The following is a 25,363-nucleotide window of genomic DNA, read 5'->3' on the forward strand; positions in this document are numbered from 1 at the left end:
TGAATTTTTAATTTTGAATTTTTAATTGGAGCGAAGCGACTAATGACTAAATTAATTGTGATTTGTGGAGCGACGGCTACGGGGAAGTCGGGTTTGGCTTTGAGTTTAGCTAAAAGGTTGGGTTCTGTAATTTTGAGTGCTGACTCTCGTCAAGTATACCGTGAGTTTGACATTGGCACAGCTAAACCAACGGTAGAAGAACAGAAATTAGTACCACATTATCTAATAGATATATGTGAGCCAACTGAAACAATGACAGTAGCAGATTATCAGGAACAAGCACAAGCTGCAATTGCTAATCTTGGAGTTTCTCCAGTTTTGTTGGTTGGTGGAACTGGTTTATATATACGTTCTATTGTGCAAGGAATGAAGATTCCGAGAGTTTCACCTCAACCAGAATTGCGATCGCAATTAGAATCTCTTGGTCAACATCAACTTTACCCGATGTTACAACAAGTTGATCCAGTTGCAACCCAAAAAATTCACCCTAACGATTTGGTGCGGACTCTAAGAGCTTTAGAAGTATATTATGTTACTGGATGCCCGATTTCTGAACAACAAGGTGAGAATCCACCCAAATATCCGATTTTGCAAATTTGTTTAGATTGTGATCCAGAAAAGTTAGATTTAAGAATTCGTAGACGCACTGAGCAAATGCTCGCAGATGGTTTAGTTACTGAAGTGGAATATTTATCTCAAAAATATGGCACTGATTTATCTTTATTGAATACTTTAGGATATCAAGAAATCAAGCAATATTTAGCTGGAGAAATTACTTTAGATGAAGCTAAAGAATTAATTGTTTTACATACAAGACAATTCGCAAAACGACAACGCACTTGGTTTAGACAAGCTCCTAATATGGAATATATTGATATGGATAATCCTGATTTATTAGAGAAAGTTTGGGAAAGAATAAATGAGTTTGTCTGAATTAGGATATCTAGGATTTAGGGATTTGCAAGATATTCTTTTTGTCTGAATCAGGATATCCAGGATTTAAGGCTTCACAGGATGTTATTGTTTGATATGAGGATTTAGAGGATTTAGGGATTTGCAAGATATTCTTTTTATCTTAATCAGGATATCCAGGATTTAAGGATTTACAGGATGTGCTTTTTGTTTTAATCAGGATTGTCAACAATAAATGTTACTTAATATATTAGTCCTCTTAAATAATCCATCAATAAAAATATTGTAAATCTTTAATATCTTGGGATGATTGAATAATCAATCAATAGAAATCCTGAAAATCCTTTAATCCTGGATATCCTGATTCAGACAGATGATATCTTGGTATTCTCGAATAATCAATAGAAATCCTGAAAATCCTTAAATCCTGGATATCCTGATTCTGACAAAAAACCTGAACATCCTAAAAAACCAAACTTCAAATAAACAAACTAGGAGAAACTTTAAAATATTCTCCCAACGCTTTCGCTTGTGCTTTACTAATGGAACGTTTACCATTAACCATTTCCGAAACCACACCGCTACTAGAACCAAGAATACGTACTAAGTCAGCTTGACGAATTCCGCTAGATTCCATGAGATGTTGTAATATTTCATGAGGTGTAGATTCATCCATTGGATAATTTTCTTCCTCATAATCTTCAATTAGTTTCACAACTAATTTATCTAATTTCCGCTCCTCTGGAGTAAGATTTTTTTTAAAAGTTAGAAATTCGGCAACTTTTAAAAGACGTTCATACTCTTCCTCTGTTTCAATTACTTGAGGAGCTATTTCTGCTAGTAATTGGCTATAGGTTTTATCGTCAAAAGTAATCGTCATTTTTCCATTTCTCTTTATTGTATTCCGCGTGAGTTAGCAAGTATTTGTAATAAACCTTTTTAGTTTCATAATTAATCCCTACAATTAAACGGTAATCATTACCTTTGATATTAAAAACAGTAAAATTACCAACAGTTTCAGCATCTCGGTAATTTTGACGCACATCCTCTAAATTTTGCCATTCAGCTTTTTTAACAGTTGCATACCAACTATCAATTTGTTTTTTGATATTAGGATAATTAGCTGCATCTTCGCGGAGGGTGCGAATTGAAATAAGGTGCATATATTTTGGGTTTGAATTTTATGTTGGGTTGAAATTTGCTGTTATTCATAAATTGACTGGCAGGTCTTTTTATAATGATCAAATTCATTCTCTCAAAACGAGAGTAAAGTGTCAACAGTCAATCACGACTCACGAAAAATCTCTCAAAAACCCTCTTTCCTCTGCGTCCTCCGCGTCTCTGCGGTATGTCTTCGACACGCTACGCGAACGTTTCTCCAAAAAACCTTGACACCCAACCGACATCAAGGTATAATTCGTATCGAATAGAAGGGGAGTAGCTGCTGGCAAAAAAACCAGTACATTTGAATCAACATACTGGCGATGAGCCTGGTTCAGATGGCGAATAACAAAGTATTTGAAAGCGAGACCTTCACTGAGTTCACACAAAAAGAGTGTGTGAGCTTCAGTGAGGTCATTAAACACTCATTAGAAGCTCCACACAGGTAAAAAATCCTACAGGAGCTTGAGAGAGTGTTAACAGCTTTTACCGCAGGTTTAGTTCTAATTACCATTTCCGAATTAGGTGATAAAACCTTTTTTATCGCTGTGATTTTGTCAATGCAGCACTCACGACGGGTAGTGTTCGTTGGTGTGACAGCTGCTTTAGCGGCAATGACGATTTTATCAGTGATATTTGGGCAATTGCTGTCTGCTTTAACACAAGGCTCAGAAATTTATGTTCATTATGCTGAAATAGTTTTGTTTATTGCCTTTGGGTTGAAACTGCTCTACGATGCTAAAAAAATGCCTGCTAAAGCTGAAGAAGAAGTCATAGAAGAAGCAAAAGAAGCAGTAGAAAAGGCACATTTAGACAGTCAGCAAAAAAGCATTTGGTCAATATTACTGAAGTCTTTCGTATTGACATTTATAGCAGAGTGGGGCGATCGCACACAAATAGCCACAATAGCCCTAGCAGCTAGTAACAACGCCATTGGTGTGACAGCAGGAGCAATATTAGGACACGCCATTTGTGCAGCGATCGCAGTCATCGGTGGTAGATTAATAGCAGGTAAGATATCTGAACGACAAATCACCTTCATAGGCGGCTGTTTATTTATTCTCTTCGGTATAATTGCCGCCATAGAAGGAAATTAGGTGATAGGTGACAGATAAAAATTCGCCCTGCTCCCCCACCCTGACAAGGGTAGGTTTTTAATATTATCTGTTAAGGCAGGACTAGGAAGACAAGGAGGGAAAGTAGACAAGGAAGATTTTCTCCGCACAATGGTCTTTTTGTTACTAAGAGAATATGATTTTGTACGTGTTTCCTCCCTTGTCCACTGTCCTTCCTTGTCCCCCAAGTCTTGCCCTCACGACAATGTAAAATACCTACCCTTGTGAGGCTCCCCCACCTCCCTCATGGACTGGATGTTGTTGCTGGAGATGGTGTAGTTTCTGGGGAAGAAGTAGGAGCAGCTGCTGGGCTGGGAGTCGGTAATCCTGCTGCCTTGTTAATCTCGTCTTTATACTGAGCAGGAGCTAAAGCAGTAGCACTGGCAAACAAAGGTTTTGCCTCATCAACTTTGCCCTGTTCTTTTAGCAGCATAGCCTTTGCCAACACAGGACGAAAATCCTTAGCATCTTTCTGAATTGCTTGGTCGTATACAGAGATAGCTTGAGTATCGTTTTTCTGAAAAGCGTATACACTACCCAAAAGCACCTGTACAGCGACAACATCCACACTTCCAGGCTGAATTGTATTTGCTTGGGTAGAAGCAGATAAAGTATCTTGCAGCAAACCAATAGCAGCTTCAGGGCGTTTCTCACTGAGTTGGAGATTTACCATTCCTTGTAAAGCTTTGAGATCACCCGGTTTTGTTGCTAAGATTGAGCGATATGTTTGGGCTGCTCCTTCCTTATCGCCAATTTGCTGCTTGGCTTGTGCCAATAACACACCATACTCTGATTGTTGGGGATTCAACTTAGCCAGCTTTTCTAAAGGTTCAATTACCGCTTGAATATCAGCTGGTTTAACTTCACCTCTACCTTGTTGACTGAGTAATTGCAGCCTTGCTTCTAAAAGTCCCTTGAGTGCAGTTTGATTTTCTGGTTCCCGTTGCAAAACTAATTCATAACCCCGAACTTGATCAGCCAGTTTTGACTTTTGATCAGACGCAGAAGAACTACTAGGAGTGCTGGTAGTATTTTGGGCTACCGATTCAGAATCATTGAAAGCCGTAATTATAGGTAAAATCGAAACCCCAATAAAAGCCAAAACTGCCAGACCTAACACGACCTGAATTATCCACCGATTGCGCGGTTGAGACACAATATTTTCCCTCTTCTAAATTTTCACGAGATTAACATTTACACAGATCGCAAAGTCAAAAATTTCTAAAACTTTGCGGAATACGGTCATGAGACTGTGAATTTTATAACAAATAACTATCTACGCTGCTCAAAGTGATTGATGACTTTAGGAGGAGCCTTCAGAATTGTAGCTATGCTATGCTTCCGAAACTAGTGTCAAGGCGCTAAATTACACATTTAGTCTCTAAATGCCAAATTTTGCGCCTTTCTGTTCGCTCTGGGCGCTCTAGAGTGGCTAGATTAAAAGGAAATATACTTTGATCAGCCTCACCAACGCTCTTTCGATCTGCTTTTGTAAAATCCCATAATTGGGATGTGTCTCCGCCGCAAGGAGTTTTTATGAATTCCGACCTGATGCCGTCTCCTGAATCCGCTAACACTACTGCCTCTAAAGAGGCTCCAACTAAAATCGACGTAGCCGCTCATGTGAAAACAGCAGCAGCTAATTCTTCTCAACCGGATAATGTACCAGTTAACCCTAGTGATAATAACTCAAATGGGAATTTAGCCCATCGGCAACAACCGATTCCACCTCCCAGCGAAGCAATGCAGTATCGAGCCATCGGATTAGTCCGGGGTCGCTACTTTGCCAGCAGTGAACAATTTACGCAAGGAACATTGCTCACTGTCGATGGTGTAGAACTCAATACCGTTCTCTTAGGGCGGATTATGAGTTTGGTCAAAAATCACTTGGATCTGGAAACAGAACATCTGTGGGTAGTTTATCCCCGCACCAGACAAGAAAATGACACATTACACATCCAAATTGTCGGAGTGTGGGAACCAGAAAATCTGGCTAAACATTTCCTAGAAGAAGATCACCAAGATTTGGGTTCACAAGAGTTACAGAAACCCGACGAAAGTTCTGAACCCCCAAAACCCTCTTCAGAAATTCCTGATGGTTATTTTTCTGTGCGTGGTGAGGTAGTTTACCAATCTTTTGATGATAAGAGTTTGGTGGTGAAAATTAAGCAAGCTCCCCGTAAGCCAACTGATAAACCTAAGTATTTTAAGTTGAAACTGCGCGGTGTGCTGACAACCAAAGCTGTCGGCAAGTTTTGGGATTTCAAAGTCAAGCGAGAAGTGGACGTATTAGTAGTAGAAAATGCGGAAGCGATCGCTGATTTGCCCAAAAAACGCAAACCACCTTTCAGAAGCGCCCCTCGTGGTGGTGGTGGAAGAAGACCATTCCCTCCCAGACGCAATGGGGAAGCGCCTCCACTTCCGATCAAAAAAACCAACGGCGATGCCTCGGCTGCTTCTGCTACACGAGCAGAGGTGTCTAAACCTGTACCAAAAGCCCCTCTTCCTAAGCCAGTGAAGCGGCCAAAACCAACCCAAGAGTAGTTGACATTACTCGCCCCAAGATCAAAAATCAGTCCGACGGTCTTGGGGTAAAAAAGTCCGATCCATAGGAATAGGAGCAACTGGTTCTGTGAGGGTAAATGTGCCTGCTTCAATCCACTGCTTTAACTCTAGAGCAACTTGTCGTGAGAGCAACATACTGGCTAGAGGAGCAACTCGCACCGCTTTACCCTCAATGGCGATTTTTCCAGTTTTGAGTTGAGCGTAACTGACTAAACCAAAGGTGGGACGGACGCGACGAGGAATGGAAAAATCTACTATTGGTGCTACTAAGTCTTTATTTTGGACAGCGCAGCGTTCAATGACTGTTTCATTTAAAACGGGAAGTGGAACACCTACTCCCAACATTAAGGAAGGCCCGTAACTTTTGAAGTAACAACCCCGCACCCAACGCGCATCCATTTGTTTGGCATCACCAATTAAGGCTAAAGTTGCTGAGGGGCCAATGGGTGTCCGATTAGCTAACCGCTTTTGTAAAGGGAAGTGCTGCGTACCTTCCCAAGCCACATAACCAATTCCACCACCTAAGAATATTCTTGTCCCAATCCCCACAAGTTGTAAATCGGGGTCATTGAAAAGGGGGGAAATTGCACCAGGATTTGAGTACACTGCATTACCTAAACGTGGTTGCAGGGGTCCGAGATAAGTGTGAAGAGGGCGATCGCCTCCATTTACCCCCACAATAAAATTTTGATAAAGATTGCGTGGATTAAATAAATAAAACTGATTGATAGTTTCACGAGTAACTGTCGTTTCAAAAGTGGCTCTTGGGTAGCAATCGGTAACTTGTCCTAATGCTCGTACTTGTACTGGTTTACCTGCAATTAAATCTTGGATGACATGACCACCGCCACGTTCTCGGAGTTCTTCCCCGTCCATCGTTTCCACAGCGCAACTAGCACCTAAGTATAAATCTACAGCCCCAAAGCCGGGGTATACTGGCACACCATCTAACCAGCAACGCCGAATTTTGATGGGTGGATCTGTGTGTCCGAGATTAATAATTGCACCGCTGGACTCCATTGGTTCAAAGGTGCCGGTGGTAATGACATCAACTTCTTTAGCAGCTTTAGTGACACCGATTTCTGTAACTCGTGCTTTTAATTCTTCAACCGTCCACACTACGGCGCGTTTGTGGTTGATTTTTTCGTTAATTTCCGCAATGGTTCGCATTTTTATATCTCACGCAAAGGCGCAAAGGCGCAAAGAATATGGATTAATTCAGGGTGTAGTTTAAATATATGAAAACTGCTGTATATCCTGTGTTTGTTAGTCTAGCCTTAATTTTGGGAAAACTATCAATATAGGCACAATACATTTAGCGCAAAATTCATGAATACCTCTGACTCAGAACTCAATTTAGCATCTTTAGCAGATCGGATTTCTCAAGTTGAAGCAGAGCAAAATCTCAGACGAAAAAATATTGCTTGGCTAAAACAGTATTTTGATGAACTCAAACAGGAATTTAATAATAGACCTGAATTAGATCAAATTCAAACTATGCAACAAGAGATAGTCCAGTTAACTGCACAAGTGGCAGAGTTGCAACAGTGTCTAAATTTGTCGTCTAATATTATGAGTGAAGATTTGAATGAGGGTGAAAATTTAACTGAGATTAAAACTATAGATGATGCGGAAATAGTGAAGCAGTTTTTTGAGAGAGTAGAACGGCAACAAAGTCAAGGTGTATTGATAGAAAAAGAAGTTGTTATTAAAAATGTTGATATTGATGAAATTGAGAAAGACGAGGAAGTTGATGTAATTGCAGAAGAATCAGAAAATAGCAATGCTTTCAAAAACTTAGAATTTCAGATTGAGAGAATAATGTGGTTAGTGAACAGGATTTATGCAGCGGAGGAAGATTATCAAGATATTCCTGTTAGTGCGGAGGAATTTTGGTGCAGGTATGAAGCTGGAGAAAGAGATTTTACTGGGATTAATTTAGCTGGTGTTAATTTGAGTGGTAAAAGTATGAGCTATGTCAGTTTTAATCAAGCTAATTTTGATAATGCTAATTTTGAGAATATAAAACTAAGCTCAGTCAGTCTAGAAAATTCCACACTAAGAAAAGCAAACCTTACTGGAGCGCATCTTTATAAGATTGACATCATTGGTTCTCACTTAAGTGGAGCCAATTTGAGTAACGCTAATTTGAGGAAAGCAAGGCTAATTGGATCAGATTTGAGTAACGCTAATTTGAGTAGTGCGAATTTGTTGGAAGCGAATCTTGAAAATGCAAATCTTGAAGGTGTAAATCTCCAAAAATCAATTTACAATTCACAAACAATTTTTCCTAAAGATTTTGTTTCTGAAACAGGTGCTTATTTAATCGCTCCAGGTGCGTCATTAGCAAAGGCTGACTTATCTGGTGCTGACTTAAGTCAAGTTAATTTGACTGGGGCTAATTTATCATATTCAAACCTCGAATTAACTAATATGCAAGGTACAGATTTAAGTCAAGCTAACTTGAGTAGTGCAAATTTAACTAAGGCAAATTTGATCGAGTCAAAACTCATTCAAGCAAATCTAAGGTTTGCTAACTTGAGTGAAGCAAATCTATCTTCTGCTAACTTAACTGCTGCGAACCTTATTAGTACAAATTTGATACAAACAGCATTAAATAGTGCTAATCTAACGGCTGCTGGATTGTCTGGAGCAAATTTAACAAACGCAAACTGGTGCAATTATGCCAGATGGTACAACCCATGATTAGAATTTAATGTAGTTTATCAAAAAAGCGATCGCTACAGCAGCCATCGCTTTCAGATATGCTATTTACAATTAACCAAATACCGTGGGTTTAAGTCTCCCGGCTCTATAATCGGTAAGTTTTGTGTCGGGGTTAAATCCTCATTACAAAACTTAATTACGAATTACGAATTACGAATTATTTTAATCTTCATCCTTTCCTATAACTTCTACTTCCTGAATATCGTTGATATCAGCAGATTCAGAAACCATCACCAACTCAGTCGCTTGTTGATGATTATGCCTCCACTCATCCAAAACATCTTTAACTAATACTTCTTGTACCCAAATTTTAGCAACAACAGTTAAAGGCAGTGCTAACAATAATCCTAAAAAGCCAAAGAAAGTCACGAAAAATAATTGAGAAATTAACGTTACTGCTGGTAATAAAGATACCTGATGTGCCATGACTACCGGAGTGATAAAATTACTCTCAGCTTGTTGAATAAAAAAGTAAAGAATTAAGACAAAAATAGGTTTCCAGGGATTATCTAAAAGAGCGATTGCCATCGCCGGTACTACACTCATAGTTGGTCCGAGATTAGGAATTAAATTCATAAATCCCGCCAAAACTCCTAATGCCAAAGCTGCCTTTACACCCAGTAATGACAAACCAATTAGGCTCATCAGCCCTACAACACAGACAGCAAGAAAAGCCCCTGTCACCCATCTTTCTAATGAAGTTTCACACTGAGCTAAAATTCCCTGTACTCGTCGTCGATAAAATGAGGGAAACAGCCGGATAAATACTTTTTGATAAGCATCAGGATCTGCTAAAAACATCCCTGTCAACACTAACACTAATAATATATTGAGAACAATTACTAAAGAGCCAGAAACAAAAGCAAAAGAGTTTCCCAATATGCGATTGAATAAAGGCTGTGCTTCTTCTATTAAGCTATTCAAATCTGGGATGAAAGGTGCTAATTGATCAGGAATGTGAGTTCTCTGTTCGTCAATCCAATTATTAATGCGCTCAAATCCTTGGGGAACTCGTAAGGTTAGTTCTTGGAATTGCTGCGTAAATGGTGGCACAATTAGCCAGAAAAAGCCAATCACACCAGCAAAAAAGATAGCTACTGACAGAACAACAGCAAGTCCACGTTTCATTCCCAAGCTTTGAAAAGTGCGTGCTAACCGATTTAAGATAGTTGCTAGGACAACAGCAGCAAATATCAGTAACAGCACTTCGCGCAGTTGCCACAATATATATAAAGATAGAACTAAGGCGATTAAACCGATCCATTGACCCAGTTTCACAGACTAACTCCCAAAGCTTGGTGAGATGAAATTTTCGAGTAATTCAGATAGGTTAGCTGATTTTAGAGATTCCCACTAGAGATTTTCAGTTAATTTTGTTTTTGTGCTGGAATTCGCAAAAGTAGGATAGTTATCATAATCACAGTAGGCAACAAAACTAGAATTAACGCATTTGTTGACGTTTCGGGAATTAAAAACGTCGGAGTGGCATACTTAATCAACAATGATATTAAAGCCGAGAGTAAAAGTAGCTTAAGTAAGAAACCTAGTTGATTTTTCATAAAAGTACGGCAATACACATTTTTTTGGTAGGGTATACACGAATTTAGACTTCACTATCCAGTCTCTACAATAGAAAACAGATACAAAACTTTACTTATTTAGATTCTGTATCTGTCAACATTCACAAAGTTGATTTCTGGAAAATGGTCGAATAAGCGCATTTTATAGTTATTTGCAGATTTTCAAAAGGCTGGATTTGATGAACTGAGTGCCAAATTCATTCTATTTCTTTATTTCCATGATCTATCTACCAGTTTCATTACTGTTATTTCTGGTTTTATTGCTGTTGCTGCCATTTATTTGGTTTGCCGTTGCAGTAGACGTGGTGGAAATTGCGGTAGCTAAGTTGGGTTTTTCTCCTAGTATTGCTTTTGTATTGTTGTTGCTAGTAATTATTACCAGCACAATCAATATTCCCATCTACCGATTAGAAGCTCCCGTCCAATTAGCAGATGAATTTGCGGCATTGTGGTTAAAGGAATTTTGGGGTATTCCATTAAGAAATGTGCAACGCTCTACCGTGGTAGCTCTGAATGTGGGGGGTGGATTAATACCTGTTGTGTTGGCATTATACCAATTTTCTCAGGGAAATGGGCTGGCAATTCTGCTAGTTACTGCCATTGTGACTGTTGTCAGCTACTTTGCAGCCCAAGTAGTACCGGGAATTGGGATTCAAATGAATCCATTGCTTGCTCCTTTGACTGCGGCTGTGTCTGCAATGCTAATAGCCTCACCTCATGCTGCACCAGTGGCTTTTGCGGGTGGTGTTTTAGGTACTTTAATTGGTGCTGATTTGCTACATCTCAAGGATATTCAAGCTATGAGTGCGGGTGTATTGAGTATTGGTGGTGCGGGTGTATTTGATGGAATTGCTTTATGTGGACTATTTGCTTTGTTATTAAGCTGAGAACAGGGAATAGGAAAGGTTAATAAAGCAATCACCTTTTCCCCAATCACCAATGACTAATAACTAACAAACAAATTTCGTTGAGGTGACATTATGCCTGTAGAAACTAATAATAACAAACAGATGAAACCGCCAAAAATCAGACAGTTTGGGGGTAGTTTCCTAATTTTATTGACTCTTTTGTTATTGCTGAATTTGATAGTTCCCAGTTTGTTTGGGACTCGATTGCAGCAAGTTCCCTATAGTGATTTTATTGCTCAAGTACAAGCTGGTAAAGTAGATAAAGCAATTGTGGGGAGCGATCGCATTGAATATTCTATCAAAACCCAAACCCCCGAAGGTAAAACCGTTGAACAGGTATTTAGAACTACACCTGTAGCCATCGACTTGGATTTACCGAAAATTCTCCGTGAGAATAATGTCGAATTTGCCGCACCACCACCAAACGAAAACGCCTGGATTGGCACTGTATTGAGTTGGGTAGCTCCCCCATTAATTTTCTTTGGGATTTGGGCATTTTTAATGAATCGTCAAGGTGCTGGCCCCGCAGCGCTGACAGTTGGTAAAAGTAAAGCTCGCATTTATTCTGAAGGCAGCACTGGGGTAAAATTCCTAGATGTGGCGGGTGTAGATGAAGCCAAAGCCGAATTAGAAGAAATCGTTGATTTTCTCAAAAATGCGACCAAATACACCAACTTAGGGGCAAAAATTCCCAAAGGTGTGTTGTTAGTCGGACCGCCAGGTACAGGTAAAACATTACTAGCAAAAGCGATCGCAGGTGAAGCTGGTGTTCCTTTCTTCAGTATCTCCGGTTCTGAATTTATTGAATTATTTGTTGGTGTCGGTGCTGCAAGAGTTAGAGATTTATTTGAACAAGCAAAACAACAAGCACCCTGTATCGTCTTCATCGATGAATTAGACGCTTTAGGTAAATCTCGTGGTGGTCCTGGTGGTTTCGTCGGTGGTAACGATGAAAGAGAACAAACCCTCAACCAATTACTCACCGAAATGGATGGTTTTGACGCTAACACCGGTGTAATTATCATCGCTGCTACCAACCGTCCCGAAGTTCTCGATCCTGCTTTACGTCGTCCTGGTCGTTTTGACCGTCAAATTGTGGTGGATAGACCTGATAAAATTGGTCGAGAAGCTATTCTCAAAGTCCACGCTAGAAATGTGAAATTAGCCGAAGATGTGGATTTAGGAATTATTGCCACTCGCACACCTGGTTTTGCTGGTGCAGATTTAGCTAACTTAGTCAATGAAGCAGCTTTGTTAGCAGCAAGAAATAACCGTCAAGCGGTACTCATGGCAGATTTTAATGAAGCCATTGAACGTTTAATTGCAGGTTTAGAAAAACGTTCTCGTGTGTTAAACGAAATTGAGAAAAAAACTGTTGCTTATCACGAAGTTGGACACGCTATCATCGGTGCATTAATGCCTGGAGCAGGTAAAGTTGAAAAAATTTCTGTTGTTCCCCGTGGTGTCGGTGCTTTGGGTTATACAATCCAAATGCCAGAAGAAGACCGTTTCTTAATGGTAGAAGATGAAATTCGTGGACGTATTGCCACTTTATTAGGTGGACGTTCTTCGGAAGAAATTGTATTTGGTAAAGTATCAACTGGTGCTTCTGACGATATTCAAAAAGTCACTGATTTAGCAGAAAGGGCAATTACAATTTATGGCATGAGTGATAAACTCGGACCTGTCGCTTTTGAAAAAGTTCAACAGCAGTTTATTGAAGGTTATGGAAATCCTCGGCGTACAATTAGTCCCCAAATGACGGAAGAAATTGACCGCGAAGTGAAGGAAATTGTCGATAATGCTCACCACATTGCTTTAAGCATTCTGAAAAATAACCGCGATTTACTAGAAGAAATTGCCCAGGAATTATTACAAAAGGAAATTCTTGAAGGTAGTTATTTACGCGAAAAGCTAACTCAAGCAAAAGCTCCAGATGAAATGTCTGAATGGTTGCGAACTGGTAAGTTAGATGCTGATAAACCTTTGCTGCAAACGCTTTTGGTTTAGAGTTTTTTAAACGCAGAGGATTATCTCGTTCCCAGTCAGAGACTGGGAATGCCATTAATAGAGGCTCTGGCTCTGATTTAATCTAAGGCAGAGCCTTCTTGAATTCATTCCCATACAGAGTATGGGAACGAGAAAATGGTGTTATTTAAACTACGCTGGCAGAGAAAGCAAAATCACTAGCTGAGAGATTAGCGGAGTTAATTCCCACTAACAAAGCTATTTCAGTTGTTCCGTTTTTGAGTAAAGTATCAGCACCAGTTTGTTCTTTGGTTACTTGACCAAAATTGAGGATACCCACTCCACCAAAGCCGATTTTGTCAACTCCAATGGTGAAATCTGTAATGGTATTTTTGCTAGTCGGTAAACTACCATTAGCAACCCAAAATTGCTCATTACCACTACCACCTGTGAGTTTATTACCTCCTGCTTTTCCAGCAAAGAGGATATCATTACCATCACCACCGGATAGAAAATCATTCAGGTTAGAGACTAATACGTCATCTCCTGAACCACCAAAAATACGGTTGTTACTTCCTTCACTGGTAATATTATCGTTACCTGAACCACCCAACAATAATTGACGTGAACCTTCAACAACTCTTAGTTCATCTGCACCTGCTGCACCAAACAGATTGTTAGTACCATTGGCTTCAGCTACAAATAGCATATCCTCACCATCACCACCATTGACAGTGGTATTGTTAGCAGGGCCATTTGCACCAACAGTAACCATATCATCACCATCTCCTGCGGAAACAGAAGAGTTGCTATTGACTGTGACAACATCATTACCATTACCTGCAAAGATGTCATTATCGTCGGTGGAATTTATTGTATCGTCTCCGTCACCAGCAAATAATGTTTGTCCTGCTTCGGGGTTGAGTTCTTCACTATTGGGAGTCCCGAAGATGAATGGTGTTTGAATCTGAATGGAGAAAGTATCCGTTGCGATCGCTCCTTCTTTATCTGTAGCGATTACTTTTACATCCAGTTGACCTGCATCTCCATATGCAGGAGTACCACTAAATGTTTGAGTTATGGGATTAAAACTCAACCAATCTGGTAATTCACTACCATCTGCTAAGGTAGTTGAATAAGTAATCAAATCGGGAATTATTCCCTCATCCAGTAGTGTATTCTCAAATGTTTGGGAAATGTATTGATGAAGCTTGGTAGTGGGATGAGCTTCATCCCAGTATGCATATTCATCAGGGTTAACAGTCCCAGGGGTGATATAAATCAGAGGTTCGGTAAGATTGGTGAAGTCGTAATTTTCAGGATTAGCTTGAACTTCTTCATTAAAACTAAAGATATCTACTACAGATAAATCAATGTTGAGAGATGATTCTAGATCATTTACTTCTTGACTTAAAGCATTGTTAAACTCAATAGAAAATTCTCTACCATCGGCAGTAGGATTTGCTGGATTTATGTAAGGTCTAGCTTTTAAATCTTCTAAATTAGCAACAACAATTTCCTTTGCTCCTAAACTGCTTAATGTCGTAATTGCATCACCAATACTTGTGGCTGCATTCTTAGCAACTTCGACGGGATCAGCCGTAGCAGCGAGAAAATTAAAATCATTATGACCAGCCCAGATTATGTATAGTGTATCTTCACTAACCGGAGTATTTGTATTTTCAGTTGTAAATTGTTGAATTTGTGTTAATACTGATGGGATAGGATTATTCTCAAAACCCGGAAAAACAACATCTTCCCCTGCCTTTGCTCCACCATGAGCGAAATTTATGACTGATTCTTCGCTAAAGGCTAATTTAGATCCCAGATAATCTACCCAATTCGGTCCGTTAGCAAAACGTCCTTGGTAATAATAGGGTGATGCGGGATAACCAAATGGTTGGGGATCAAAGTTCTTGAATATTTCAAAAACATTTCCAGTATCAGAAAGGCTATTACCAAAGACAACTAAATTATCAAAGGGGTTGATAGCGTCTGGATCTGAAAAAATATCGTTAGAAATCGTAAATCTAAACTGGGAATTCGCCTTAGCTTCTTGATTTAAAATTGGATTATTGAGGATGGGTGATTGATTCATGGTAGATACTAAGTTTGCGTTTTCAGAATTGTTGATAATTTCCTGCACAACTTATAGGAAAATCTTATGAAAATTCCTAAAGAAATGTTTTTGAGTTAAAAGGGTAAAATTATGATATTCTATTAAGTCTAATTTAGAGAATATATGCATTTACCCAAAAAATGAGGACGCTTGCAAAAGCATCCTAGAGAAGTATAAAAGTAATCCTACAAATATGCAACCCCAAAAAATATATTATGGTATTGGGGGTAATTATTTTTTTTCATTTAACCAAAACTTAACCAACCAAAAACTTCTTTAACTGTTAGTTCTAATTCAATACCCTCAAGAATTGGTAATTTATCATCACCTTCATATAATTCAATTTTTTGACCAGGAAAAACAGCTAATATACTTTCTTCTTCTGAGTTGATTAACCATCCTAATTCTGTGCCATTGCGACAACAATGTAATAATTTGGCTAAGACTTTTTTCTGTTGTTGTCCTGCGAAAAGAATTTCAATTACCCAGTCTGGATGAATTTCAAAGCGGTTGACTATTTTACCTGATGCAGTTTTAGGGATTCTTTCCCAGCGAAATACAGCTATATCCGGTACAATAGTATCACCACCAAAAGTACAGCGTAATTCTGAAAAAGCTATGGCAATTTTTTGAATTCTGGCTTTTCCATTTATAAATTCAATTAAAGTAGTCTGGATTAAGCTATGTTCACCCTGTGGCATTGGTTTTTGTATAATTTCCCCGTTAATAAATTCCGATGCTGGTTTAGTTTCCGGGAGTTTCAGGAACTCATCTAAAGTAATTTTGCATTCACTAGCTATAGTCATAGTCGTTAATGAAAAAGCATATTTCTATTATCAACGATAATATGAAGTTTATCTTCTATAAAAACTTGTTTTTACAACACAGAGGAATTTCTCCGCGTTCCTTTGCGGTTTACTTTGCGTTCCTCTGCGTTTAAACTTAACTCCGCTGCCAAATTTTAATCGTCTTATCTAAACTCCCACTCACCAACATTTCTCCAGAAGCTGTAAAAGTCAAAGCTGTAACTGTATTAGTGTGACCAGTAAACGTGCCTAACAACTCTCCCGTTTCTAGATGCCACAATTTGATAGTTTTATCAGCACTACCACTAGCAATAATTTGTTCATTAGGACTCAGGGCTACAGCGTACACACCATCTCTATGACTTTTAAGAGTGTGAATTAATTTCCCTGTTTCCACATTCCAGACTTTAATAGTTTTATCACGACTCCCACTCACCAAGAATTTAGCATCAGCACTAATTGCTAGAGAATTAACAACGTGAGAATGACCAATAAGAATATGTAGTGGTTGTATATCCTCAACCTTTTTCTTACTAACTATAGAAGATGTATGCCAAACTTTAATTTTGCGGTAACTACCTGTAATCAAAAGTTGCCCATCTTGACTTAACACCATTGAATGGGCTGCTGTATCATCTAAAGATAAAGATTTTTCAACCTGGCGATTACACAAATCCCAAAACAAGATTCTTCTGTCATCGCCACCAGTTGCGATCATCTTGCTATCAGGAGTAAAAGCAACACAACGCACACTCCCATTATGTTTATGCAAAATATCAATTAAATCCAGTGCGCCAGTATGCCAAATTTTAATTGTAGAATCTGCACCTACACTAACTAAAGTTTGTCCATCTGCACTAAAAGCCAAGGAATTTACTTCATCTACTAACTCAGACATTATCCAAGGATATTCTGACAAAGTTTCGATTAGTTCACCTTTAGTTAGATCCCATAATTTTGTTTCTCCTCGGCTACCACTAGCTAATATGGGTACAGTTTTAACAGCGTAAGCTAGACAGTTAATACCTCTAGTGTGTCCTTTCAAGGTCTGCCAAAATTCCCAATCCCCAATAACATTTTTTTGCGGATGGTCTGATGGCAAAGTTTGAATAGTCTCTGCAATGATTATTTCATCTGCTACAGGCAGATCATATTTTTTGCCATCTAGCGATTCTAAATACCAATTTAATCCTCCTGCATACAATAAATTACTAGGAGTGATAGACAGTTTTGGTTCAGTACGTTCTAGTTGATGTGTTGGTAAAAAACCAGCGATTACAGTTTGCTTTTCATAGCCTAATTTAGTAGTTGCTGGATACAACAAACACAGAAAAATTAAAACCTGGTGATTTCTGACATCTTCTTGACTAATTGACCACCGAATTTTGTCTTTTTTAATTCCGTTGAAACTTTCTCCATCTGCTACGTGAACTTGAATACTAATTTTTGGGTTATTATTCAACCAATAAATAAATTTACTTTCACTACGTAAATTACCCTCATCATCTAAGACCATATTTTCTAAAGTGTCTTGTGGCACTTTTTTGACTAATTTACCCAACCTTTCTGTAATCAATCTATCTACAATTTGTTCTCGAACCAGATAATCCTCTGCTTGGCGTTGAAAATATGTAGGAAAGGGAATTGTCCAGTCAGGTGGTTCAGGATATTCGGGTGGCATTGGTGGAGGGTTTTTGGCAAGAATTTCTGCTTGTTGGCGCGAACATTCTACTATTTTTGCCAATGGCTCGCCCCAAAAGGCGACAATCTCACTGTGACAACCTTTTACTTGACCTTCTAAGAGAGAAAGATCCGCAGTTTTAGGTTTTTTCACACGTTGTAGGAAGTCAATTTGTTGAGCTTTTAGTAAGCTAATCCAATCCATCTGCATGATAGCGGCACATTATTGCATATTCAGGGTAATTTATACCAACGCAATTACTCAATTTTATAACCTTTAGTTAAGTAAAAAATCAGTAATATTTACAGTCCCATAGAAGACAAACAAATTTTTAGGTTTATGCTAAAGATACATCTAGATAATCATCAAACGTTTGATCAACTTATTTAGTAGTATATAGAGATTTAGATGATTTCCATAAATTCTAACTAACTTAGCAAACTAGTTACTGTTTCTAGAGAAACAGTTATCCAGACAAATGAGGTGTATGGTTTATCAGTAAATCAATTTTTTTTAGGAATGTAATTTCTAAAATTGGTCAAAGCCAGATATATTAATTATTTGTGTAACCAATGCATCTATCTGAGAAAATATCCATGTCAAGTACATCTTACATTTTTATAGCTGGGGCTAGTCGCGGTGTTGGACAAGAAATTGCCAAATATTTGACAGCACAACAAATCCAGGTAAAAGCACTATTGAGAACAGAAGTTGCCGCTAAGGAACTAGAAGCGATGGGTGTTCATCCGATTTTAGGAGATGCTTTGAATGTGGATGATGTTGAACGGGCAATTTTAGGAGATGAACCTATCCAAGCTGTTATCAGTACCCTGGGTGGTTTACCTACAGATGATGTAAAACCTGATTATATCGGTAATAAAAACCTGATTGATGCCGCAGTTAAAGCCGGAGTGCAAAGGTTTATTCTGGTAACTTCTATTGGTAGTGGTGATAGTGCAGTTTCTATGCCTCCCCAAGCATTAGCAACACTCAAACCAGTTTTAATTCTCAAAGAACAAGCTGAACAATACTTAATTAATAGCGGACTAAATTATACAATTATTCGTCCCGGTGGTTTAAAATCAGAACCAGCAACTAATAATGGCCTCCTAACTGAAGATCCACGTATTGTTGGTAGTATTCATCGCGCTGATGTTGCCCAATTAGTTTGTCGGTGTTTAAATTCTGATCATGCTAATCATAAAGTCTTGTCAGCATTGGACAGAAATATGATCTATCCAGGTTTACCAGAATGTGTAGAATTTAGTTTGGGTTAATTTGTCCGTAGGGTGGGCTATTCCCACCACTCATTTATGTTTGAGGTAGGTTAGGACAAACAGCAAGCATAAAAGTCAGACACCAAAAGACTTTCTACCCTGTGAAGAGTTCCCTGCCATATGATCTAATCGATAATTATTCTCAGTATAGAGGTTAATATTTATAACCAAGTATCAAAATTTCCTCAAAACAAGATTAACATTGATAGTAAAAGTACGTAATAATGCTAAGTGCATACAAAAAAGCCAATCGGCAACTTCTCTATGAGCCAACTGCTCATTCTCAAAAACAGGCAACAAATATCTAAACAATTGCTGATATAGTCATATATCGCTGTAGCCAAGATGATTGTTTTCCCTGTAACAATGCACTTTTAGCATCGAGAGAGCAAATTATCTACTATCTCCACTGACAAATTATTTCTCGACTGATTAAAATAACCTTGTATACAATAAGAACAGTTTGTCAAGTTGCATAAGGCTGAAATCTCAGCCTTGCGCTAATGTGTTAATAAGGCAGAATTGAGTGAAATCTAAATTCATCTGTCATCCTGCTAGTTATGCTACAACCTTAACTCCTAAGTTCAGGTTATTGGCACAGTATATACAAGGTTAAGCGCCTGTAAGCAAGCGCACTGATCCACTACAAAGAGATCTACCGAGCAGTTAGCCCTGCTCTACTCTGGTAAACTGACTGCTGGATGAAAGAAATGTAAACATGGATGCATTAATCCTGCTGACTTAAGTTAAGATTCAAAGTCCTGTTGCCAGGGAATTATTGTTGTACCTAACATCTAGAAGCTTTTAGGAGCAAGTGTGCCTACCTTTTAATCTAATGAGAATGCCACTGCAAAACCAAAAAGTTTTCGACAAGATTTAATGGTGTGACTACCGTTTTTAATATCTTTTTGATAAAAGTGGCTTCCCTTTTCTGAACGAGTTGGCGATTAAAACACAAAAAGAGTGCAATTTCTGTGAAACAGGCTACAATCGGAACAGTCTTTACAGGTAAATCTGCCAGCAGTCAGATTCATTGCTCTGAAATGGTAGATTTCTTGATTAAAGATTCAGTCTGGTTTTAGACCAGTCAATCAGAAGTTGTGTACAACGGCGACAGCGACGAAATTTACTTTCCCAAAAGCAAGTCACATAAGAGTGATAGTTGCTGCTAAAGTAAAAAACTCCGCCTCCCAAGGGGGCAATAATTCCGAAAATATCACAGGCAATCAGCCAAAAGTCTATTTTCGGTGAACAATTAGCTCGATTAAAAGAGCAGTAAACACATCTTGAGTAATTGATTCTGCAAGGAGCATGAGGAACGCGGCATGAACCAGGCTAACAACGTACTCGACAGCATTTATCAGCCTGACCTAGAAATGATAAATCCGCCTGAGATCGAAGAAGAACTCTTATTAATTGAGGATGAAGAGGACTTACTGCTTACCGACGACGGCGAAATTGATGATTTTTTAGAGCCTCAGTCTGATGAGGACGACGCAAAGTCTGGAAAAGCCGCTAAGTCGCGTCGTCGGACACAAACAAAGAAAAAGCATTACACCGAAGATTCAATTCGCCTTTATTTGCAAGAAATTGGTCGAATTCGGCTATTGCGAGCGGATGAAGAAATTGAATTGGCGCGGAAAATTGCCGATCTGCTGGAATTAGAACGGGTAAGGGATCGTCTGTACGAACAGTTAGAACGCGAACCTGAATTTAAAGAATGGGCAGAAGCTGTTGCACTACCATTACCGACCTTCCGTTATCGTCTACACGTTGGACGCAGGGCGAAAGATAAAATGGTGCAATCAAACTTGCGCCTGGTAGTTTCAATCGCCAAAAAATACATGAATCGTGGCTTATCCTTCCAAGATTTAATTCAGGAAGGTAGTCTAGGCTTGATTCGCGCTGCTGAGAAGTTTGACCACGAAAAAGGTTATAAGTTTTCTACCTACGCTACATGGTGGATTCGTCAGGCAATTACCAGAGCGATCGCTGATCAATCTCGCACTATCCGTCTACCTGTTCATCTCTACGAAACCATATCACGGATCAAGAAAACTACCAAACTGCTCTCTCAAGAAATGGGTCGCAAACCCACCGAAGAAGAAATTGCTACTCGCATGGAAATGACCATCGAGAAACTGCGCTTTATTGCTAAATCCGCCCAGTTACCAATTTCCTTAGAAACACCAATTGGGAAAGAAGAAGATTCTCGATTGGGCGATTTTATTGAATCTGACGGAGAAACGCCAGAAGACCAAGTTTCTAAAAATCTTCTGCGCGAAGACCTAGAAAAAGTACTCGACAGCCTTAGCCCCCGCGAAAGAGATGTTTTGAGACTACGCTATGGCTTAGATGACGGTCGGATGAAAACTCTTGAAGAAATTGGTCAGATTTTCAACGTTACCCGCGAAAGAATTCGCCAAATTGAAGCCAAGGCACTCCGCAAGTTACGCCATCCGAATCGCAACAGCGTTCTTAAGGAATATATTCGGTAGTTACAGCAGAATTCAGGAGTCAGGAGACGCTTCGCAGACCTATGGCTTACGCCACGCTGCGCTATCGGTTCAGGAGACGCTACGCAGACCTCCGGTTCAGGAGTAAAACTGGCGAATGTGTCTAGGTTTCAATTTAGATTCTGTACCTCATTGATCTGCAATCTGCTGTATTTAGTCATGAGCTTTAAATGTATATCTAATGACTGAAGACAAATAACCAAGAAAGCAAAAAATAAAGAACCTGGTAGTTAATCAAAACTACCAGGTTTTTCGTTTATGAACAACTCTTTATCTCAAATCTTACAAAATACCCCAAAAGTGTAGAAAGCCTTGACCAGAAATAACCTCAACCAAGGTAGCCGCTAAAAAGCCAATCATTGCCAAGCGACCATTCCAAATTTCTGCTTGGGGAGTAAAGCCCCAACGCCAAGCGTTACGATCTTCTGGTATGGAAGTAATAGTTTTTGTTGCGTTAGTCATGGTTCGCACTCCAAGATGGCTTTACTAAGCTTTATTGCCTTATGTAAACTAATATAACAAATATTTTCAATAATGCAAGGTTAGTTTGTTCTCTTTGTAGAGATTTATAAACTTAAGTTGACAAATCTCCTAAATTAGCGAATCAACTCAAACTTCAAGCTGGGCAAGCAAGATACCTACCCCACAAGAGTTCGATGAAATTATGATCTGCAAATTAGATGCTTTTTAGCTGATCCAGACTCGCACCTCAACAACCGTGATAATTTTCTCATCGCGGTTGATTTGCAATATCTTCTCACCTTTAGCATCTCTATCTAAAAGTGGCACTGTATCTACAGGAATTCTCACGACGCGTTCTTTATTAGTCAACAGAGCTACTTCTGTACCTGGGATGGCGCGTACCATAGCGGCTAGGTTATCAGTTTTGTTGTTAAATTTCAGCATTTGTATGCCTAAATCGCCGCGATTAGCTGCTCTTAAGTTACTTGCAGGCATTCGTTTGGCGTATCCTTCTTGAGTAACTAGCAATATCTGGTCATCTTTAGCGACAGTTACACAACCAACCATTTGCTGATTTTTTAACAGCCGGAATGCTTGTAAACCCATTGCGGCACGTCCCATTACAGGCAATTGCTCATCATTAACTGCAAACCGCAACAAGCGCCCGCCTGAACTAGCTAAAATCAGATGATCTCCTGTTCTGGTGAACTGGGTAAAAGATAATTCATCATCATCTTTCAGCTTCAAAATCGTAATTCCGCGCCGAGTGAGGTTGGCGAATTCTTCCAGAGACAGACGCTTAATTCGCCCTTGTTTGGTGAGGAGAATCATCTCAGTTGTTGCGGATGTTTCTGGCAGTACAAAGCGGCTAACAACAGCTTCTGCATTACCTTGTGCTGTACTTGTGAGCATGGTAATGAGTGGTGTTCCTCGTGGAGAACGTCCAGTTGTAGCGGGAATTTCTCCCACTTTCACAGGGTAGACTTTACCACCACTATTGAGAATCAACAAATCTTTTTCAGTGTCAGTTGACTCGGTGTGGATAATGAAGTCGTTGTCATGCAAACCATTTTCCGCTTTCGGCTTTTTCCCTGTGGGAGAAATGCGACGGACATAACCTCGCTGGGTAAATTCTAGAACTGCTGGTTCTGGTGGTTGTTCCGATTTGGGATTTTGGATTGTAGATTTTGGATTGTCCTGTGTTTCTATTTTTCCCTTTTCTGGTTTGATTGGGGTTTCATTGGGCGCTAAAATTTTTGTCCGTCGAGAATCACTATATTTTCGCTTGAGACTTCGCAAATCCTTTTTCAACGCTTTCAGTAATTCCCGTCTGTCTTCCAGTAATCTCCGCAATGAGGTAATTTGCTCGTTAATTTGGTCAAATTCCTGCTGTAAATTTTGCTGTTCTAAACTGGTGAGGCGGCGTAATGGCATGGACAGAATGGCATCCGCTTGTACTTCGCTCAAATCTAGTCGGCGACAAAGGTTCAATTTGGCTGTACTACCATCAGCAGCTTGCCTTAAAATGGCAATTACATCATCTAGGTGAGACAAAGCTTTCAGTAAACCGGCGACAATCTGCACTCGGTTTTCGGCTTTACCTAACTCATAACTGTAGCGACGATTGAGAGTATGTTCTCGGAAATTCAAAAATTCCTGCAACAGTTGACGCAAGCTTAACTGTCGAGGTTGTCCATTTACTAACCCTAACAGAATCGCTCCAAAGGTAGTTTGTAAAGCAGTTTGGTGATACAAGTGTTGGAGAACTTCTTGGGGGTTGGTATCGCGTTTGAGTTCAATGACTACTCGCATCCCTTCGCGATCGCTCTCATCCCGCAAATCAGAAATGCCTAGTAAGCGTCCTTGATTGACCAAATCTGCTACTTTTTCAATCCAACCCGCCTTATTTACCTGATAAGGTAATTCAGTAATAATAATTGCCGTCCGGCGTTTGCTGCCTCTAGTGGCAGGAATCTCCTCCAATGTCGCCACACCCCGCAACAAAATCCCACCTTTTCCTGTGGTGTATGCTTCCCGAATCCCCGTGTTACCGACAATTTCTCCCCCGGTAGGAAAATCTGGCCCCGGAATTAGCTCAAATAACTTTTCATCCGTTAAATCTGGGTTGTCAATTAAAGCAATCAACCCATCGACTATTTCCCCTAAATTATGCGGGGGAATATTTGTCGCCATCCCCACAGCAATACCAGAACAGCCATTAAGTAGTAGGAACGGTAACTGAGCCGGTAAGACAGTTGGTTCTTGCTGAGAATTATCGAAATTACCGCTAAATTCCACGGTTTCTTCGCCAATTTCTGTCAGCATTCCCTCATGGCCAATGGGTGCGAGGCGCGTTTCTGTGTAACGCATCGCCGCTGGTGGGTCGTTATCCACGCTACCAAAATTACCATGTCCAGCCAGTAAGGGATAGCGGCTGGAAAATTCCTGTACTAACCTCACCAAAGCATCATAAACGGCTTGATCCCCGTGGGGATGGTACTTACCTAATACGTCTCCAACTACACGAGCGCATTTACGATAAGGTCTATCTGGTGTCAGCCCAAGTTCATGCATGGCGTACAAAATCCGTCGATGCACTGGCTTTAAGCCATCACGCACGTCTGGTAATGCCCGCCCAACTATCACACTCATGGCATATTCTAGATAAGACCGTTGCATCTCGGTGTGCAGGGCTGTTGTGATGACCTGTCCCGTGGAGAGAAGGTTTAACTGTTTTGCCATGAGCTTTTTCCCTGAATTTTAACTACACAAAAGTCGGTGGAACTTAACACTATAGAAACCACAGCATAACGGATTAAATGGTATTGATAATAAAATCTTGATCCTCATAGGATAAAAAACAGTAGTATTATCCTTGATATTGGGGATACAAATTGATTACTAAATAAGGCAGCAGAGATTATTTGCTGCTTAGGTCTTATACCAGATTGGGAGAGGTTGTCTTGTTTCATCGCGATGAAACACTCTAACTATCCATGTTCCCAATCCAAAATCCAAAATCCAAAATTGCTTTTAATCCTCCTTCACCCTTATAGATTAAATTCTCATGAAAACTGTTTTGATTGTCGAAGATGATCTGATTAATGCTCGTGTTTTTTCCAAAATTTTGACCAAGCGTGGTGGCTTGGGTGTGAAACATACGGAAAATGTGGAAGAGGTGATCAAAATTGCCCAAGCTGGGGAAGCTGACCTGATTTTAATGGATGTTTCTCTATCTCGCAGTGTTTACGAAGGTAAGTCTGTTGATGGTATCAAAATTACACAAATGTTAAAATCTGATCCGCAAACAGCAAACTTACCTATTATTTTGGTGACAGCACACGCTATGGAAGGCGATCGTGAGAACTTTCTCAAGCAAAGTGGTGCGGATGGCTACATCTCTAAACCCGTTGTTGACCATCAACAATTTGTTGACCAGATTGTGGCACTTCTACCTACACAAGATTCTTGAAAACTGCCAGCTGATGTCAGAAGAACACATCCATAAATATTTTGGATGACTTCTGTTCTTTCTTAGTTTATATGTACTACAGATTGGTAAAGTT

The 25,363-nt window shown here is 39.6% G+C and carries 20 protein-coding genes; 9 read left to right on the forward strand and 11 right to left on the reverse strand.

Annotation, left to right across the window (positions count from 1 at the left end):
* Positions 1-42 precede the first annotated feature (42 nt).
* A complete protein-coding gene (miaA, locus tag H6G59_RS20970) occupies positions 43-933 on the forward strand; it encodes a tRNA (adenosine(37)-N6)-dimethylallyltransferase MiaA (RefSeq protein WP_190717915.1) in 891 nt (296 codons plus the stop codon).
* Positions 934-1,390: 457 nt separating this feature from the next.
* Here miaA and H6G59_RS20975 read toward each other — a convergent pair whose 3' ends face one another.
* Positions 1,391-1,792, reverse strand: a complete 402-nt coding sequence (locus tag H6G59_RS20975) for a helix-turn-helix domain-containing protein (RefSeq protein WP_190717917.1) — start codon at positions 1,790-1,792, stop codon at positions 1,391-1,393.
* A complete protein-coding gene (locus H6G59_RS20980) occupies positions 1,776-2,075 on the reverse strand; it encodes a type II toxin-antitoxin system HigB family toxin (protein ID WP_190717920.1) in 300 nt (99 codons plus the stop codon). The genes H6G59_RS20975 and H6G59_RS20980 overlap by 17 nt, the downstream gene beginning before the upstream one ends.
* A gap of 471 nt (positions 2,076-2,546) precedes the next feature.
* On the opposite strand from H6G59_RS20980, the gene H6G59_RS20985 reads away from it, so the two are divergent.
* Positions 2,547-3,170 (forward strand): TMEM165/GDT1 family protein, encoded by a 624-nt coding sequence (locus H6G59_RS20985; protein WP_190717923.1) that lies wholly within the window; start codon positions 2,547-2,549, stop codon positions 3,168-3,170.
* 262 nt (positions 3,171-3,432) lie between these two features.
* Here the strand turns inward: H6G59_RS20985 and H6G59_RS20990 are convergent, their stop codons facing one another.
* Positions 3,433-4,344 (reverse strand): tetratricopeptide repeat protein, encoded by a 912-nt coding sequence (locus H6G59_RS20990; protein WP_190717926.1) that lies wholly within the window; start codon positions 4,342-4,344, stop codon positions 3,433-3,435.
* Between the two features lie 380 nt (positions 4,345-4,724).
* Here H6G59_RS20990 and H6G59_RS20995 point away from each other — a divergent pair, with 380 nt between their 5' ends.
* Positions 4,725-5,732 (forward strand): hypothetical protein, encoded by a 1,008-nt coding sequence (locus tag H6G59_RS20995; RefSeq protein WP_190717929.1) that lies wholly within the window; start codon positions 4,725-4,727, stop codon positions 5,730-5,732.
* Between the two features lie 21 nt (positions 5,733-5,753).
* On the opposite strand, the gene H6G59_RS21000 is transcribed toward H6G59_RS20995, so the two are convergent.
* On the reverse strand, positions 5,754-6,923 hold the full coding sequence (locus tag H6G59_RS21000) for a homocysteine biosynthesis protein (RefSeq protein WP_190717932.1): 1,170 nt from the start codon (positions 6,921-6,923) through the stop codon (positions 5,754-5,756).
* Positions 6,924-7,082: 159 nt separating this feature from the next.
* On the opposite strand from H6G59_RS21000, the gene H6G59_RS21005 reads away from it, so the two are divergent.
* Positions 7,083-8,459 carry a pentapeptide repeat-containing protein gene (locus H6G59_RS21005; RefSeq protein ID WP_190717935.1) on the forward strand — a complete coding sequence of 459 codons (1,377 nt, stop codon included), beginning with the start codon at positions 7,083-7,085 and terminating at the stop codon, positions 8,457-8,459.
* A gap of 183 nt (positions 8,460-8,642) precedes the next feature.
* Here the strand turns inward: H6G59_RS21005 and H6G59_RS21010 are convergent, their stop codons facing one another.
* Both H6G59_RS21010 and H6G59_RS27450 read right to left on the reverse strand, forming a co-directional pair.
* Positions 8,643-9,758, reverse strand: coding sequence for an AI-2E family transporter (locus tag H6G59_RS21010; protein WP_190717939.1), 1,116 nt, complete (start codon positions 9,756-9,758; stop codon positions 8,643-8,645).
* A gap of 89 nt (positions 9,759-9,847) precedes the next feature.
* On the reverse strand, positions 9,848-10,039 hold the full coding sequence (locus H6G59_RS27450) for a hypothetical protein (RefSeq protein ID WP_242038939.1): 192 nt from the start codon (positions 10,037-10,039) through the stop codon (positions 9,848-9,850).
* A gap of 239 nt (positions 10,040-10,278) precedes the next feature.
* Here H6G59_RS27450 and H6G59_RS21015 point away from each other — a divergent pair, with 239 nt between their 5' ends.
* A complete protein-coding gene (locus tag H6G59_RS21015) occupies positions 10,279-10,947 on the forward strand; it encodes a DUF1614 domain-containing protein (protein ID WP_190717942.1) in 669 nt (222 codons plus the stop codon).
* A 93-nt stretch (positions 10,948-11,040) separates the two neighbouring features.
* On the forward strand, positions 11,041-12,978 hold the full coding sequence (ftsH, locus tag H6G59_RS21020) for an ATP-dependent zinc metalloprotease FtsH (protein WP_190717945.1): 1,938 nt from the start codon (positions 11,041-11,043) through the stop codon (positions 12,976-12,978).
* Positions 12,979-13,123: 145 nt separating this feature from the next.
* On the opposite strand, the gene H6G59_RS21025 is transcribed toward ftsH, so the two are convergent.
* The 3 genes from H6G59_RS21025 to H6G59_RS21035 all read right to left on the reverse strand — a co-directional run bounded on the left by H6G59_RS21025 (position 13,124) and on the right by H6G59_RS21035 (position 17,752).
* Positions 13,124-15,034, reverse strand: coding sequence for an SGNH/GDSL hydrolase family protein (locus H6G59_RS21025; protein ID WP_190717948.1), 1,911 nt, complete (start codon positions 15,032-15,034; stop codon positions 13,124-13,126).
* A gap of 266 nt (positions 15,035-15,300) precedes the next feature.
* Complete coding sequence (locus tag H6G59_RS21030) at positions 15,301-15,861, reverse strand: Uma2 family endonuclease (protein ID WP_190717951.1); 561 nt, start codon at positions 15,859-15,861, stop codon at positions 15,301-15,303.
* Positions 15,862-15,997: 136 nt separating this feature from the next.
* Positions 15,998-17,752, reverse strand: coding sequence for a WD40 repeat domain-containing protein (locus H6G59_RS21035; RefSeq protein WP_190717954.1), 1,755 nt, complete (start codon positions 17,750-17,752; stop codon positions 15,998-16,000).
* Between the two features lie 386 nt (positions 17,753-18,138).
* Here H6G59_RS21035 and H6G59_RS21040 point away from each other — a divergent pair, with 386 nt between their 5' ends.
* Both H6G59_RS21040 and rpoD read left to right on the forward strand, forming a co-directional pair.
* Positions 18,139-18,819 (forward strand): SDR family oxidoreductase, encoded by a 681-nt coding sequence (locus tag H6G59_RS21040; protein WP_190717956.1) that lies wholly within the window; start codon positions 18,139-18,141, stop codon positions 18,817-18,819.
* 1,325 nt (positions 18,820-20,144) lie between these two features.
* Entirely contained in the window at positions 20,145-21,317 is a 1,173-nt protein-coding gene (rpoD, locus tag H6G59_RS21045) for an RNA polymerase sigma factor RpoD (protein WP_016950148.1), read from the forward strand.
* A gap of 300 nt (positions 21,318-21,617) precedes the next feature.
* On the opposite strand, the gene H6G59_RS21050 is transcribed toward rpoD, so the two are convergent.
* On the reverse strand, positions 21,618-21,797 hold the full coding sequence (locus H6G59_RS21050; protein WP_190717959.1) for a chlorophyll a/b-binding protein: 180 nt from the start codon (positions 21,795-21,797) through the stop codon (positions 21,618-21,620).
* Between the two features lie 225 nt (positions 21,798-22,022).
* Positions 22,023-24,539, reverse strand: coding sequence for a DNA gyrase subunit A (gyrA, locus tag H6G59_RS21055; protein WP_190717962.1), 2,517 nt, complete (start codon positions 24,537-24,539; stop codon positions 22,023-22,025).
* 325 nt (positions 24,540-24,864) lie between these two features.
* On the opposite strand from gyrA, the gene H6G59_RS21060 reads away from it, so the two are divergent.
* The gene (locus H6G59_RS21060; RefSeq protein ID WP_127051782.1) at positions 24,865-25,269 is read left to right on the forward strand and encodes a response regulator; all 405 of its coding nucleotides are present in this window, start codon (positions 24,865-24,867) and stop codon (positions 25,267-25,269) included.
* Positions 25,270-25,363: the final 94 nt, after the last annotated feature.

Origin of the sequence: Anabaena lutea FACHB-196 (genome assembly GCF_014698305.1) — a bacterium.
GTDB lineage: Bacteria > Cyanobacteriota > Cyanobacteriia > Cyanobacteriales > Nostocaceae > Anabaena > Anabaena lutea.

Excerpts from the sequence above, each read along its gene's own strand:
- miaA (WP_190717915.1), top strand. The coding sequence starts at position 43 with ATGACTAAATTAATTGTGATTTGTGGAGCGACGGCTACGGGGAAGTCG.
- H6G59_RS20975 (WP_190717917.1), bottom strand. The coding sequence starts at position 1,792 with ATGACGATTACTTTTGACGATAAAACCTATAGCCAATTACTAGCAGAA.
- H6G59_RS20980 (WP_190717920.1), bottom strand. The coding sequence starts at position 2,075 with ATGCACCTTATTTCAATTCGCACCCTCCGCGAAGATGCAGCTAATTAT.
- H6G59_RS20995 (WP_190717929.1), top strand. The coding sequence starts at position 4,725 with ATGAATTCCGACCTGATGCCGTCTCCTGAATCCGCTAACACTACTGCC.
- H6G59_RS21000 (WP_190717932.1), bottom strand. The coding sequence starts at position 6,923 with ATGCGAACCATTGCGGAAATTAACGAAAAAATCAACCACAAACGCGCC.
- H6G59_RS21005 (WP_190717935.1), top strand. The coding sequence starts at position 7,083 with ATGAATACCTCTGACTCAGAACTCAATTTAGCATCTTTAGCAGATCGG.
- H6G59_RS27450 (WP_242038939.1), bottom strand. The coding sequence starts at position 10,039 with ATGAAAAATCAACTAGGTTTCTTACTTAAGCTACTTTTACTCTCGGCT.
- H6G59_RS21015 (WP_190717942.1), top strand. The coding sequence starts at position 10,279 with ATGATCTATCTACCAGTTTCATTACTGTTATTTCTGGTTTTATTGCTG.
- ftsH (WP_190717945.1), top strand. The coding sequence starts at position 11,041 with ATGCCTGTAGAAACTAATAATAACAAACAGATGAAACCGCCAAAAATC.
- H6G59_RS21025 (WP_190717948.1), bottom strand. The coding sequence starts at position 15,034 with ATGAATCAATCACCCATCCTCAATAATCCAATTTTAAATCAAGAAGCT.
- H6G59_RS21030 (WP_190717951.1), bottom strand. The coding sequence starts at position 15,861 with ATGACTATAGCTAGTGAATGCAAAATTACTTTAGATGAGTTCCTGAAA.
- H6G59_RS21035 (WP_190717954.1), bottom strand. The coding sequence starts at position 17,752 with ATGCAGATGGATTGGATTAGCTTACTAAAAGCTCAACAAATTGACTTC.
- H6G59_RS21040 (WP_190717956.1), top strand. The coding sequence starts at position 18,139 with ATGTCAAGTACATCTTACATTTTTATAGCTGGGGCTAGTCGCGGTGTT.
- rpoD (WP_016950148.1), top strand. The coding sequence starts at position 20,145 with ATGAACCAGGCTAACAACGTACTCGACAGCATTTATCAGCCTGACCTA.
- H6G59_RS21050 (WP_190717959.1), bottom strand. The coding sequence starts at position 21,797 with ATGACTAACGCAACAAAAACTATTACTTCCATACCAGAAGATCGTAAC.
- gyrA (WP_190717962.1), bottom strand. The coding sequence starts at position 24,539 with ATGGCAAAACAGTTAAACCTTCTCTCCACGGGACAGGTCATCACAACA.
- H6G59_RS21060 (WP_127051782.1), top strand. The coding sequence starts at position 24,865 with ATGAAAACTGTTTTGATTGTCGAAGATGATCTGATTAATGCTCGTGTT.